Source organism: Flavobacterium wongokense, from assembly GCF_021608265.1.
Lineage (GTDB): Bacteria > Bacteroidota > Bacteroidia > Flavobacteriales > Flavobacteriaceae > Flavobacterium > Flavobacterium wongokense.
The window spans coordinates 319868-333834 of the sequence record NZ_JAKIHP010000001.1 but is presented as its reverse complement, the minus strand read 5'-3'; the positions used below and the strand labels follow the sequence as shown (position 1 = coordinate 333834).

Here is a 13967-nt window from a genome sequence, read left to right as displayed (position 1 = left end):
GATTAGATTTGGGTACAATATTGGCAAAGATTTTACTAAAATAATGTAAAATATTCTAATTCCAATGAAAACATTTAAATAAACCGATTCCTGTTAAAGCCACGGTTCGTTTATATTTCCAAAGTTCCTTATAAAACTACGCAACTCCATTGGGTAAAACCCTAATTCCCATTAGTATTTTCCCTAATTCCTACAGCTGCACAATTAGGTAAAATACCTCTAAGGTTGAGGCATTTACCTAATAAAACCTTGGAATGCCCACTGTACTTTTGGATATCAACTTTAAAACAAAATGTATGGAAACAACTCAATTATTAGTGGCAATTGTCACTGGTGGGGTTCTGGGCATGATGGGCCAGGGAATCCGTTTTATTATCGGAATGGGGAAAGAAGACCCAAACAAGCCTGTGATGGCAGGCAAGCTTTCCCAGGGATTGGTTATAGGGTTCATTGCCGGTGCACTAGCGATGCTTATCAAAGCACCGAAGGCGGAAGAAATGACAATCGCAAACAGGGAACTATGGTTCACCATTGTTGCTGCAGGCTATGCCGGTGCCGATTTCATTGAAGGCATCTTCAATACCCTGAAAAATAAACTCAATGCTTCCCAAACCCCTCCTGCGGTAGTTCCGCTTGAAAAAGACGGGGCTGTTAAAAAATAAGGGTGACCAATTTACTTTTTTAAGCCGCCTTTAAGCCGGCCAAATCCAAATCAAACGATATGCCCGTACGCCGAAAAGGGTTTTATAGAGTAGGCAGCAAAACTATATTTTTATGGAAATCTTTAAAGCAGTAAGCCCCGCAAATTCTGACCTTTTCATTGAAGTAGGCTTCAATTTTACAGAACTTGCCAGAACCTGGGTAATGAGCGAATTAATCGCTACCAATGCAAAAACAATCATACTCGACTCACAGCCGGGTAGCGGTTTGATACCCTTTGCAAAAGTGGGTGCAACCAGTTTTTTCCAGTCAACCAACCGATTGGTTATCGTAACCTATTTAGACCTTCAAAAGAAAGCCGACCCTGACGCCTTCTTAAAGACTTTTGAAATCAACTACCACTTAGTTGAAGATGATGATGTGCCGGGTGAATTTTACAAATCCAAACATTACAAAGGTGTGAAAACGGAAATCGTTTTATCCGCAAACAAAAAAATAGCATTACTAACTAAAGTCATAGAAATACAATGAAAAAGTTATTTACAGTACTCAGCATTATAGCCTGTAGCATTGGATATGCACAGGAAATTAAAATTAGTGATTTGGAAGTGCCGACTTCACCGGCATTTACGCTGATGGATTTTACCCCGACCTCGATTGAAAATCCAAGTACGCCACAGGCGGTTACCCTTGGCTTGCTCAATGCGCTGGGTTCGAATGACGTTGCATTGGAATTCAGCCCTTATTGGCTGGTTAGTGGCAAATACAAAACCATCAATAACTATTTTGACAAAGAGGAAAAGAAAGCCTATTCCAAACCTTGGAAAAACCTGTCCCTTTCGATAGCGACCATTAAAAAAGACAGCGTCCAAAATGTTTCTGCAGGAATCCGGACCAATCTGATTACCATTAATTCAAAAGAAAAACTGGCAGCCATTACTTCCTTAAAGGCCAAACTGAAAGCGTTTACCGAAAAGTTGAATACAGATTTAAACATTGCCGCGAATCCTTTTGCTGCCGGAAGTGCCGAATACAATAAATGGAATAAGGCCAAAATAGACGAAATGTCAAAAGACCCTGCTTACATCAAGGAAAGCTCAGCCGTTTATGATGCCAATGAAGAGCTGGAGAATTTAAAACCTTTCCTGTCTTTGGATGTGGCAGCTGCCTACGATACTTTTTTTATGAATGAGTTTTCAGGTAAAGCAAACTTTGGAAGGTTTGGTGCCTGGGCGACCCTAAATGAAAACATTACCCTCGGCGGTGAGAAAAACTATATTTGTTTGTACCAGTACGCAAGGTTTTTAGTAGACAAAATGACCTACGATGCAGCTTCGATGAGTTACACACGAACTGAAGATACCGATATCGGAGCCAAAGTGGAGCTTCAGTTTAATAGGCTTTCTTTTGGATATGAATACATTAAAAGGACCAAACAGGAGGATAATTACCGCTCTGTAGGTAATATCAAATACAAGCTTACCGATCAGTTGGTCCTTAATGGAGGTTTTGGCAAAAATTTTGAAGGCTCGGATAATTTGGTTTCCATCATCGGAATCAAATGGGGTATCACCACCAACAATGCCATTACCAACTAGCATTGCCTGTTCCATATAAAAGGCTGCTTTTAGGCAGCCTTTTGTGATTAGTAGAGGCTGCATTTCATCCTGTTAAAATTGTCGTTTGACGATTAAAGAATGCACTTCACCGAATGTTAAAATTTAATTTCTACATTAGGGTATCGTAAATCACTCAATACCACAGCATTTACGATTATTAATACCACATTATTTATTGCAAAATACTGCTGAATCATTTTCGGCACTATAACCCAACGTTTAACCTTAATCAGTTACAGGATGAACACATTCAATAAAATTAATGGAGTAAGTGTCCGCGCCTATAAAGGAGATGCAATGACACTATTGGCGTTTGACCTAATTCCCAGCCTTAGGGATAATATTGCGGGCTTTACGATCCGCTACGGATTGAAGGGAAGCATCGAAAGGTATTACATCTACAACCGGCTGACGTTTCCGGCAACCATCACAACCAATGCGCCTGCGAATGAGAAGAATTCGACTTTGTATGCACCCATCCAGAAGTTCAACTGGGTACATGTGCCGAATACCAATGTCAATACCCAACAGGCGGTTTTTGGTAACTATGTTTATGAAATCACCCCGCGTTACCTGCAGGGAACTACTTTACTTCCTTTGGATGCCACATTAACGGTTACCATCGAAATCAATGTCAGCCCTTTTGATATGAAGCAGACCAAGGTGGGTTTTACCCGAGGGTTTGTTTCTTCTGTGGCTTACGCCAAACGGTTCAATGTCAATAATAATAAAGTCCGTCCCGATGAAACAACGCTGCTTTTTGACATTACCGAAAAAGCCGATACCGCTTCGCGATGGAATGATACCACCAGGCATTATGAGGATGTCGATTATACTTTTGAAGAGCAGCACAAATGGCTTGGCTGGCAGGCAAGGCAGCGCATACTTGACTTCCTGGATGCCATCATCAATGATCCAAATCTGAGTTTAAAAGTGCTTGCCTATGATTTGGATGAGCCCGAAATATGCAAAAGGTTTTTGACACTGGCGCAGGAAGGAAGGCTCAAAATCATATTGGATAATGATGGTACTGCTGTGGGCGACCACGGAAACCCCAATTCGTTTGAAGGCAATTTTGAAACCGAATTCAATGCCGTAAAAACAGGAAACTCTGCAATTGTCAGAGGGCATTATAAAGGACTGGCACACTGCAAGGTTTTCATCATGCTCGATGCGGCAGGAGTGCCATTGCGGGTTTTGACCGGTTCGACCAATTTTTCAACCAACGGGCTTTATGTCAATTCCAACCATGTGGTGATTTTTGACAACACCAACATTGCGGGAATCTACAATACGCTGTTTGAAAACTCCTTTTCGGAAGCAAAAATCGATGGGCTGAAAGGCAAGGAGCCGACGGTCCTCGATTATGATTTCAACGAACCAGGCATGCCTAAGATGACGGTTACCTTTGCACCGCATTCCAAACCCGATGCACAGCGCATCTTTGACCGCATCAAGGACCGCATTACCAAAGCGGGGAATACCGACCTGCTGTTCGCCATCATGAAAGACCGAAGTGCCAGCGCCATTCTCGACGCGGTAAAGACCCAGCTGAAAAACCCTAACATTTTTACGTATGGCATCACCGATACCATCAGCAAAGACGCGGTAGATTACGAAGTATTTTTATACAAACCGAACAACTATAACGGAATCCGTGTGGCGGGAAGGGGAACAGCCAATGTGCTGCCTCCTCCTTTTGGAACGGTAGCCAAAATCGACGGCTATGCGATACACCATAAATTCATAGTGGTGAATTTCAGGGGTACCGACCCAGTGGTGTATTGTGGCAGCAGCAACCTTGCTTTTAGCCCGGAACAGAAGAATGGGGACAACCTGATTGAAATCCACGATGATGATGTGGTGACAGCCTTTGCGGTGGAAGCTTTGAGGCTGGTAGACCATTTCCACTGGCGCAACTTTGAGGTAGACCCAACCAAGCCTATGGTCCTCGACGATATGCAGACCAGTGCCAAGATATGGTACAAAAGCTGGTTCAATCCTAATGATTTGAAGAGTAGGCAGCGGGATTTGTATATTAAATGAGATAGAATTTATCCAATCCACAAAAACATAAAATCAGAATATGAAAACAAGATTACTTTTACTATTCCTCTACGCCGTTTTAGCAACCAGCTGCAGGTCGGTTTACAACGGAGTACAACTGCCAGCTCCTCAGACAGACATTAACGATACTGGACAGACACTTTACATTCCGGTTGTTTTCCATGTATTGTATAAGAATGAGGATGAAAATGTTAAAGATGCTGATATCATTAAGGTCCTGAACACCTTAAAATTTGATTTTGCCGGGCTGACACCTCTGAATCCATTAGTTAATGCTAACAGGCCGGCAGATGCAAAATATGCCCAAATAGATACTAACATACGGTTTTTTTTGGCCGAAAAATTACCGGATGGAACAGGCACCAGAGGAATTATCAGGCATAAGACCAGTACTTCAGTCTTTAAATACAAGCAAAGAAAGGCATTTGCAGAAAGCCCGATGTACGACCCTTATCGTTACCTGAATGTATATATCTGTGATACCAATACAGGCGCTTATACACCGACTGAAACTACCAATCATGGAATTGTCATAGATTATGAGAACGTTATTGAAAACAAGAATACGCTAACGCATGAAGCAGGGCATTGGTTGGGATTATGGCACATTTTTGAAGGAGGCTGCAGTGATGGTGACGGAATTGAGGATACCTATGCACAAAAAAAATTCTTCGGGAACAAAAAATACCTTTACAAAAGCTGTAATGATAAGACCATGATTACCAATTTCATGGGATATGCTGATAACCGCGATTTTTTTACCGAAGGGCAAAAAAAGGAGATGCGCCAGTTCATTCTACAATACATGCCAATTGCAGGAGAACCGAAAAGCATCGATGAATTGGAATACTTAAAGAATCCTACCAGTTTTGATGCAGCGAAGATGGTTTATCTTCAGGATGCACGGGACAATACAATAGACGTCAGGAAAATTGATTCGGAAATCAGTGATATTTCAGGCAAGTATTCCCCTTGTGTCAATCCCTTTGCGTTTATCATGGGGATTAAGGATATTGAACTTATCAAACACAAGCCTTCAACCTTTTTTGCCTATAAAACAAATATGCTTAATGATGCGGCTGGTGTTTCACCTTTCAACCTCGAAGCTTCAATCCTCAACGAAGCGTCAACCCTTATAGCAGATCAGTTTGAGAAGGAACTGCTAAACATGGCGGTGCATCGTTTCTTTAGGGATATCATTGAGCCGGATAAGGATGACGCAGACAAAATCAGCCAGTCGAGCAGTTTCTTTGCCTTGCTTCCACTTACCTCGGAACATATCAGGAAGGTTTACAATGCCGGAAACCCTTATACCGGATTGGACATTACGGCACTCCAAATCAATCTGAGGAACGACATAAAGAACATTCCAAAACTATTTATGGAAAAGCCCGAACTATTGCTGCCTCAGCTCAACAGCCACCCTATGGTAAAGGATATGCTCAAGATAGGCAATGAGATTATCAAAAATAGTAAGCTGGGCACTAAATTGCCGGATATTATCAATAAGGTTTCGGCACTTTCGTATTCATCTACACAACTGTATGAATTAACGAGCGTACTGGCAATTATTTCAAACGGATTAATTGCAGAGCAGCGACCGGGGACGTTTTGGTACGACCCGCTTTTAGAGCTTGATCCGCTTAAGGTTAAAGATGATGAATTCATCAACAAAACCTATTTTTATCTGAAATCGCGATTGTGCTGGCATCCGGCAATCCGTAACTATATCAACCAAGGAAAGGATGAAGTGGAACAGGCCCAGCGGATAAAAAAACTCCTGCTTTTTGTAAATAAGCTCAATGACACCTATACCTTCCTTAAGAATAAATCAGATAGATTGGATACTCTTGAGGACCAAATAGCCTATCTCAAAATGATTAATGATAGTGTGTATGAATTCCTGAATACCGTATACCAGATAACTGAATTGAATGACGTATTCGGGTTCAATGAGAAAATCATCAAAACCAGCGGAGCGCTGATATCCATCACCGAGGCCTTGGTAAAAAAGGAATACCCGAATGCAATGCTCCAGATTGTGAACGAATTTGGGCATCTGATGAAAAACCATCAGACCGAATACAAGCTGCTTGTTGTTGCGGCACAGATTGCCTCTGATAAAGACGATGTGCAATTGAAAAAAATACTGAAAAACTACATCGCCCCAATTGGAACATCAAGCCAGAAGAGGATTTCGCCGTTTAATATTTCGCTCAACAGTTATGCGGGAGTCAATGGTGGTTTTGAATGGGTAAAAAGTAAAAATGATGAGGATTCCTGGTATGCAGGCGTTACGGCTCCGATAGGATTGTCGTTCTCCTTCTGGCCGGGAAACATTGGTTCGCTATCATTGTTCATGGAGTTCCTTGATATAGGTTCTCTCGTCAATACCCGATTTAAAAACGACAATGCCACTTATGGCGAACTTCGCTTTGAGCATTTCCTGAGTCTGGGCGGAGGCTTGTTTTATAATTTCAAAAATACTCCTTTAACGATAGGTGCCCGTTGCAACCATATCAGCAACCTGCGCGACATTACCTATGAGGAAGGCAGTGCACAGATTCCCGAGAAAGGAAAAAGTGTCTGGCGTTTGAGCTTTTCGGTGCTGATAGATATTCCGTTGTTTACGATTTATAATAAAACCAAAAAATAGTGTTATGAAGAAGCTAATAGTGCTACTAATTCTATTCCAATCGCTAACCTACGCACAAGGCAAGGAAGGCTGGCAGGTTATGGTGACTACCGAAAATGACTTCCTGGGACCCAATAACAAGGATGAGAATTATACCGGAAGCCTTAAGATAGAGGGGCAGATTCCCGACCAGCACCTGAAATTCATTCCCTTTATACGCAAAAAAGGCGAGGGCATTAACATCCATCGGTTCGGGATTGGAGGAATTGCCTATACGCCTCAGGTGCTGAAATTATCAGAGGTTATTTTGGATGACCGTCCGTATTCCTCGCTTACGTTCGTAAATATTGGGAACACCTGGTTCGACACCAAACATTCGGCGATGTACCAAAGCGAGTTTGTCATTGGTGCGATGGGCTGGCAGGGACCGGGAAAAGTCCAGGCGTTCATCCATAGGAACCACCTGATGTGGACCGACCGCGACATCCCCGAGGGCTGGCACAACCAGATTGGCGATGGCGGTGCCTTTATCCTGAATTACAATACCCGCGGACAATGGGGACTTCCTGTAAAACGGAAATGGTTTCAGCCAAGTGTAGTGGGAAAGGTTGATGTAGGAAACTATATGATGAACCTGCAGGGAGGATTTAAGTTTAACCTCTTCAATATTAACAGTGACATTTTACAGGAATACTATCCCAACATAGCCACCGTTGCAGCTGCCGAAGTGAAGGATTACACAGCAACTGGTAACCCACGCAAACACTGGCGGTTTAATGTGTTTGTCGAACCGACTTTAAGAATTGTGGGCTATAATGCCACACTCGAAGGGTTGATGTTCAACGACCACAGTGCCCATAAAATTGCCCATTCCGATATAGAGCGGGTGGTCTTTGAATTCAATTCGGGTTTTAACCTTACCTATAACGACTGGCTTTATCTAAGGTATTCGCTCGTTGGGCGGGGGCGGGAATATGAAGGAGGGAAGGATTTCCATTATTGGGGTGGGATTACTGTCGGTTTTTCGCGGTGTAAGTGGAGTCATAGGTAAACTAGGAACCCTAATCAATAAAAATAAAAGACCCCTCCTTCTGAAAGAGGGGTCTTTTGTTTTACCTGCCTGGGTTTGATAGTCCTTTAAAAGTAACTTTTTGTCATTCATTTAGTTTATTTGATTAGTGGAGCAACATTCCTCACTTCGAATCCGAGGTAGTCGCAGAGGTCGTGTACGGTTATCGGCTGGTGCTTTTCCTTTCGGGTAAGCTGGCGGATCTGCTTCATGATTTCACGGGCCTGCCGTTCGCTTTTTCCGGTGATTACCTGTACATCCTTGGCATAAATGCAAATGCGGTTCATACGGTCTGTTTTTGGTGTTCATTTTTACTGATTTGATGATTCCTGATTCGTACAGTTGTCTCGTGGCTGGCAAATGTTATGGCACTTCGTGGCATCGTTGTGCAATAGGCTGCATCCTGATGGCACTCACAACGCAATTCAAATTCAATTGGTAGTCGTTGTGAAAAACATGGCAACCCTTAAAACAACTTCTGTGCCAAACGTGGTAATTTCCTTATGAATGCGATTCGCATTTTGCGGATTTTAACCGAATCTTAAGAAAACGAAAACCTGCAAAAAGTGACGATTTCCTGCAAAAACCTGCGGAAACCTGCAGTCCCGACAGGGGGTTTGTCGAACCGATTTCGGAACTCTTTTACTTTGGGTTATTATTAATTCAAAAAATATTTTATTATGGCTATCAAGTATTATTTACAGCCCAATCCGATTACACCGGATCCCAACGACCAATCCGCCCGAGTATTGAGTAACAAGGTGCACGACACCGACAGCATTGCCAGGGAAATGCTCAAACGGGGCAGCACCATCACCGAAGCCGACATCCGTGCGGTGCTCAACGTATTCTTTACTGTCGTATGCGATGAAGTGGCCGACGGCAATAGTGTAAACCTGCCGCTCGTGAACATCCGCGCCGGGGTAACGGGTGTTTTCACCAACATCACCGACAGCTTTGATGCGTCACGGCACATCAAGAAAGCCAAGCTGACTCCGGGTATTGACCTCGTCCGTAAAATGAACGAGGCGAAAGTGGAGAAGATCAATGTGCCAACCGCTGCACCGGCATTGATTGCGTTTACCGATGTGAATTCACAAACCAACAACAGCATCCTGACACCGGGAGGCATCGGACAGCTTGTGGGTGAGGAATTGAAATTCAATCCGGCAAATCCTTTAGAAGGGATTTTCTTCATTGCAACCGACGGCACGGTCACTCCCGCACCGATTGTTGCAAGCCGTACCGAAGGCAAGCTTGTGTTCAGCATCCCTGTACTGCCTGCAGGCGATTATACACTCGAAGTGCGCAAAGGCTATGGTACCACGAACATCGTAGTACGCTCCGGTGCCCTGCAGGACACGCTTCATGTGAATTAGGTTCCCTTTTTCTTCCTCCCTTTTTAGGGATAAGCCCGAACAAAAACGTTCGGGCTTTTTTTGTTTCCAATACGGTGGAGAAAAACTCGAAGCATACGTCGACAAAAACTGGAAGCATGCGTCGAGAACATGTCGACGCCTTATCGAGAAGATGTTCAGGCAGCGTCGAGAAGATGTCCAGGCCTTAAGGTTATATTCTTTTGTGAATTTTAAATCTATTGGAAATTTTATTGAAATGGATGTACATTTTTTCTGTATTTCTTCAAATTTTTACTATAAATTTCTGCTATTTTATTGCTTATAAATAGCTTAAATAGACAATAATAAACTTGGGTAAATAACAAATAATACATATATTTCGGCACATTAACCAAGTATGTCAAAGGAGTCATTAATAGAAGATAGCTTTGTAAAAAAGCTCACAGATTTAAAGTATATATATCGCCGTGATATTCGCGACAGGTATTCGCTTGAACAAAACTTCCGTGAAAAATTTGAAACTCTAAATAGAGTGCGTTTAACCAATTCGGAATTTGCAAGATTGCGCGACGAAATTATTACTTCTGACGTATTCACTGCTTCCAAAATGTTACGTGAACGTAATTATTTTCAACGGGAAGATGGAACACCATTACATTATACACTAGTAAATATTAAAGATTGGTGTAGAAATGATTTTGAGGTTATCAATCAATTACGGATGAATACCGAAAATAGCAATCATCGTTATGATGTTATTATTTTGATTAATGGCTTACCGGTTGTTCAGGTAGAGTTAAAAGGTATAGGTCTTTCACCACGTCTTGCCATGCAACAAATTGTGGACTACAAAAATGATGCAGGCAATGGTTATACCAATTCACTAATGTGTTTTATGCAATTGTTCATTGTTAGCAACCAATCCAACACGTATTATTTTTCCAATAACAAAAACCAACACTTCCAGTTTAATGCTGATGAGCAGTTTTTACCGGTATACAGGTTAGCTGATAGCAATAATAAACCAATTGCCGGTTTATTCGATTTTACTGAAAAATTCCTCGGCAAATGTACACTTGGCGAAATGATTAGCAAATACATGGTGTTGGTTGAAAGCGAGCAAAAGCTTTTGGTGATGCGTCCGTATCAAATCTATGCAGTTAAAGCGATAGTGGATTGTATTAACCAAAATCGTGGTAATGGCTATATCTGGCATACTACTGGCAGCGGTAAAACTTTAACGTCATTTAAGGCTTCAACTTTGTTGAAAGAAAACGAAGATATTGAAAAATGTCTTTTTGTGGTTGATCGTAAGGATTTGGACAGGCAAACCCGAGAGGAATTCAACAAATTCCAGGAAGGCAGTGTAGAAGAAAACACGAATACCGAAACCTTGGTGCGCCGTTTAGTATCATCTGCACATGCGGATAAGGTTATAGTGACCACCATCCAGAAATTAGGATTGGCGCTGGATGTTACAAACAAAAATAACTATCGGGACCGATTGGAATCCCTTAGAGAGAGTCGCATAGTTTTTATTTTTGACGAATGCCATCGTTCGCAGTTTGGAGAAAATCACAAAGCCATAACCACTTTCTTCCCTAAAGCGCAACTATTTGGCTTTACTGGAACACCTATCTTTCATGACAATTCCAATTATATAGTTCGGGAGAATGAAGAGGCAACCTACAAGACTACCGAATCCATTTTTGAAAAGTGCTTGCATGCCTATACTATTACACATGCCATAGAAGATAAAAATGTATTGCGTTTCCATGTTGATTATTTCAAAGGAAAAGGTGAGGCTAATCCAAAACCCGGTGAAGCCATTGCACAACAGGCTATAGTGGATGCAATCATCGAGAAACACGGCGCGGCTACTAATCACAAAAAATTCAATGCGGTTTTGGCAACGGCATCTATTAACAATGCCATAGAGTATTATCGTTTATTCAAAACGGTTCAGAAGTTAAAAAAAGAGTTGGATGAAAGTTATGTGCCACTAAATATAGCCTGTGTTTTTTCGCCACCTGCTCAATTGATTGCTAAAGAAGGAGATGCTAAAAATGCCGAAGACATTAAGCAATTACAGGAAGATTTGCAACAGGAAAAGTTGGATAACCAAATCAACCCCGAAGAAAAGAAAAAGGCATTGATAGAAATTATTACAGATTACAATACCCAATACGGAACCAACCATAATATAAACGAGTTTGATGGATATTATCAGGATGTGCAACAGCGCATCAAATTGCATAAGTTCTCCAACAAAGACTATCATCCTAAAAACAAAATCGATATTACAATTGTTGTTGATATGTTACTTACCGGATTCGATTCCAAGTTTTTAAATACATTGTATGTAGATAAGAACCTTAAATACCACGGATTGATACAGGCATTTTCTCGTACAAATCGTGTGCTAAACGATACCAAACCGTATGGGAATATTTTGGATTTCCGGTCGCAACAGGAACAGGTCAACCAGGCTATAGCGCTCTTCTCGGGTGAAAGCTCCGATAAGGCCTTCAAAATATGGATGGTCGACCCTGCTCCGATAGTTATTGAGGAATACAAAAAAGCAGTGGAGGCTTTAGGAGCTTTTATGCTAGAACACAATTTGGTAAACGAACCGCAGGAAGTATATACTCTGAAGGGAGATAGTGCCAAAATAGCGTTTGTCAAGAGCTTTAAGGAAGTACAGCGCCTCAAAACGCAGTTAGACCAGTATACCGACTTGGATGATATGCAAAAAGCGGTGATAGAAACTCTGTTGCCAAGCGATAAACTACAATCATTCAGGAGCTCGTATCTGGAAACTGCTAAACAATTCAAAGCCAAATTGGAAAAAGAAGGCGAAAATGCCCCTGCAGATATCCAACAACTGGATTTTGAGTTTGTACTGTTTGCTTCCACAATGATTGATTACGATTATATCATGAATCTGGTAGCCGATAACCTGCAGTTAAAACCGTCTAAACAAAAAATGACGAAAACGGAAATTATCCTCTTGTTGAGTTCGACCGCCAATTTGATTGATGAGCAGGAAGATTTGACGGATTATATCAACAGCCTGGATTGGAACGCTGGACAGGACGTAGAGGGGTTACGCCAAGGTTACCAAACATTTAAGCTTGAAAAATACGATGCCGAACTCGCCAAAATTGCTCAGGATTATGGCTTAAGTACCGAAGCATTAAAAGCATTCGCAGAAGACATAGCAGACCGTTTGATTTTTGATGGCGAAAAGCTAACAGATCTCTTAGAACCTTTAGAACTGAACTGGAAAACGCGCAGCATAAAAGAAGAGGCACTAATGAAACAATTGATACCACTATTGAATAAACAAGCCCAAGGGCGCGAAATCTCAGGACTCTCGGCTTATGAATAATACAGACAACAAATTGATTCCTGAATTGCGTTTCCCTGAGTTTGTTAAAGAAGGGGAATGGCAGGAAAGTACTATCAAATTATTAGGTGAAATTATAACAGGAGGGACGCCTAGTAAAGAAGAAAACGAATACTGGGGTGGCGATTTTGTTTGGATTACTGCCCAAGACTTCAAAAAAAAATATATTTCTACTTCAGTTTTGAGATTAACTCAAAAAGGGAAAGGAAAATCTAGAGTGGTACCAAAAAACTCTGTTTTAGTTACTTGTATCGCTTCCATTGGTTTAAATGGAATTAATAAAGTAGAATGCGCAACTAACCAACAAATTAATTCAATTGTCTGCAATTCAGAAAATTACTTTGAGTTTGTATACTATTCCATATCAAAAAATATAGAAAGACTAAAAAATTTAGCGGGTCAGACCGCTGTTCCAATTATTAGTAAAGGTGTTTTTGAAAAATTTACAATTCTAAAACCCAAAAAACCAACCGAACAAAAAAAAATCGCTTCCTTCCTTTCCTCGATAGATGAATTAATAGTGGCTAATACAGATAAATTAGATACATTAAAAGATCACAAAAAGGGTTTGATGCAAAATCTTTTTCCGCAAGAAGGACAGTCGGTGCCAAAGTTGCGGTTTAAGGAGTTTGAAAAGAATGGGGTGTGGAAAAAGAACAGCTTTGACAAATTGTTTGAAATTGGTAATGGGAGAGATTATAAACACTTAAATAAAGGAGAAATTCCGGTATATGGAACTGGGGGTTATATGCTATCGGTTGATGATTATTTATATGATGGAGAAAGTGCTTGCATTGGTAGAAAAGGAACAATTGATAAACCAATGTTTTTAGAAGGAAAATTTTGGACAGTTGACACATTATTTTATACACACTCATTTAAAGTGTGCCTACCAAAATTTATTTTCTATATTTTTCAAAATATAGATTGGAAAAAACATAATGAAGCTGGTGGAGTTCCTAGTTTGTCTAAAGCTAATATATATGAAATTGAAGTTTTTGTTCCTAAACCGAAAGAACAACAAAAAATAGTTGATACACTCTCATCTTTAGATAATTTAATCAAAGAACAAACAGAAGAGATTGAGCAGTTGAAGCAATATAAAAAAGGGTTGATGCAGGGGTTGTTTCCTAAAATAATAAATTGATAT

Annotated in this window: 10 protein-coding genes; 9 read left to right on the top strand and 1 reads right to left on the bottom strand. The window is 41.0% G+C overall.

Translation table 11 applies throughout. The annotated features are described in order from the left end of the window. Positions 1-296: 296 nt before the first annotated feature. The 6 genes from L1S31_RS01285 to L1S31_RS01260 all read left to right on the top strand — a co-directional run bounded on the left by L1S31_RS01285 (position 297) and on the right by L1S31_RS01260 (position 8032). On the top strand, positions 297-662 hold the full coding sequence (locus tag L1S31_RS01285) for a hypothetical protein (protein ID WP_236461100.1): 366 nt from the start codon (positions 297-299) through the stop codon (positions 660-662). Between the two features lie 112 nt (positions 663-774). Further along, entirely contained in the window at positions 775-1191 is a 417-nt protein-coding gene (locus L1S31_RS01280) for a hypothetical protein (RefSeq protein ID WP_236461098.1), read from the top strand. After that, positions 1188-2258: a hypothetical protein gene (locus L1S31_RS01275; RefSeq protein ID WP_236461096.1), complete on the top strand. Its 1071-nt coding sequence runs from the start codon at positions 1188-1190 to the stop codon at positions 2256-2258. Before L1S31_RS01280 ends, L1S31_RS01275 begins: the two co-directional genes overlap by 4 nt. A 261-nt stretch (positions 2259-2519) precedes the next feature. Further along, positions 2520-4325 carry a phospholipase D-like domain-containing protein gene (locus L1S31_RS01270; RefSeq protein ID WP_236461094.1) on the top strand — a complete coding sequence of 602 codons (1806 nt, stop codon included), beginning with the start codon at positions 2520-2522 and terminating at the stop codon, positions 4323-4325. Between the two features lie 40 nt (positions 4326-4365). Beyond that, entirely contained in the window at positions 4366-7002 is a 2637-nt protein-coding gene (locus L1S31_RS01265) for a M43 family zinc metalloprotease (protein ID WP_236461092.1), read from the top strand. Positions 7003-7006: 4 nt separating this feature from the next. Then, the gene (locus tag L1S31_RS01260) at positions 7007-8032 is read left to right on the top strand and encodes a lipid A-modifier LpxR family protein (protein WP_236461090.1); all 1026 of its coding nucleotides are present in this window, start codon (positions 7007-7009) and stop codon (positions 8030-8032) included. Positions 8033-8148: 116 nt separating this feature from the next. Here the strand turns inward: L1S31_RS01260 and L1S31_RS01255 are convergent, their stop codons facing one another. Further along, positions 8149-8337, bottom strand: coding sequence for a hypothetical protein (locus L1S31_RS01255; protein ID WP_236461087.1), 189 nt, complete (start codon positions 8335-8337; stop codon positions 8149-8151). A 393-nt stretch (positions 8338-8730) separates the two neighbouring features. Between L1S31_RS01255 and L1S31_RS01250 the strand changes: the two genes are divergently transcribed. From L1S31_RS01250 to L1S31_RS01240, 3 genes are all read left to right on the top strand, one after another. Continuing rightward, complete coding sequence (locus L1S31_RS01250) at positions 8731-9429, top strand: HU family DNA-binding protein (RefSeq protein ID WP_236461086.1); 699 nt, start codon at positions 8731-8733, stop codon at positions 9427-9429. A gap of 376 nt (positions 9430-9805) precedes the next feature. Beyond that, a complete protein-coding gene (locus L1S31_RS01245; protein ID WP_236461085.1) occupies positions 9806-12799 on the top strand; it encodes a type I restriction endonuclease subunit R in 2994 nt (997 codons plus the stop codon). Next, positions 12792-13964, top strand: a complete 1173-nt coding sequence (locus tag L1S31_RS01240) for a restriction endonuclease subunit S (RefSeq protein WP_236461083.1) — start codon at positions 12792-12794, stop codon at positions 13962-13964. Before L1S31_RS01245 ends, L1S31_RS01240 begins: the two co-directional genes overlap by 8 nt. Positions 13965-13967 lie beyond the last annotated feature (3 nt).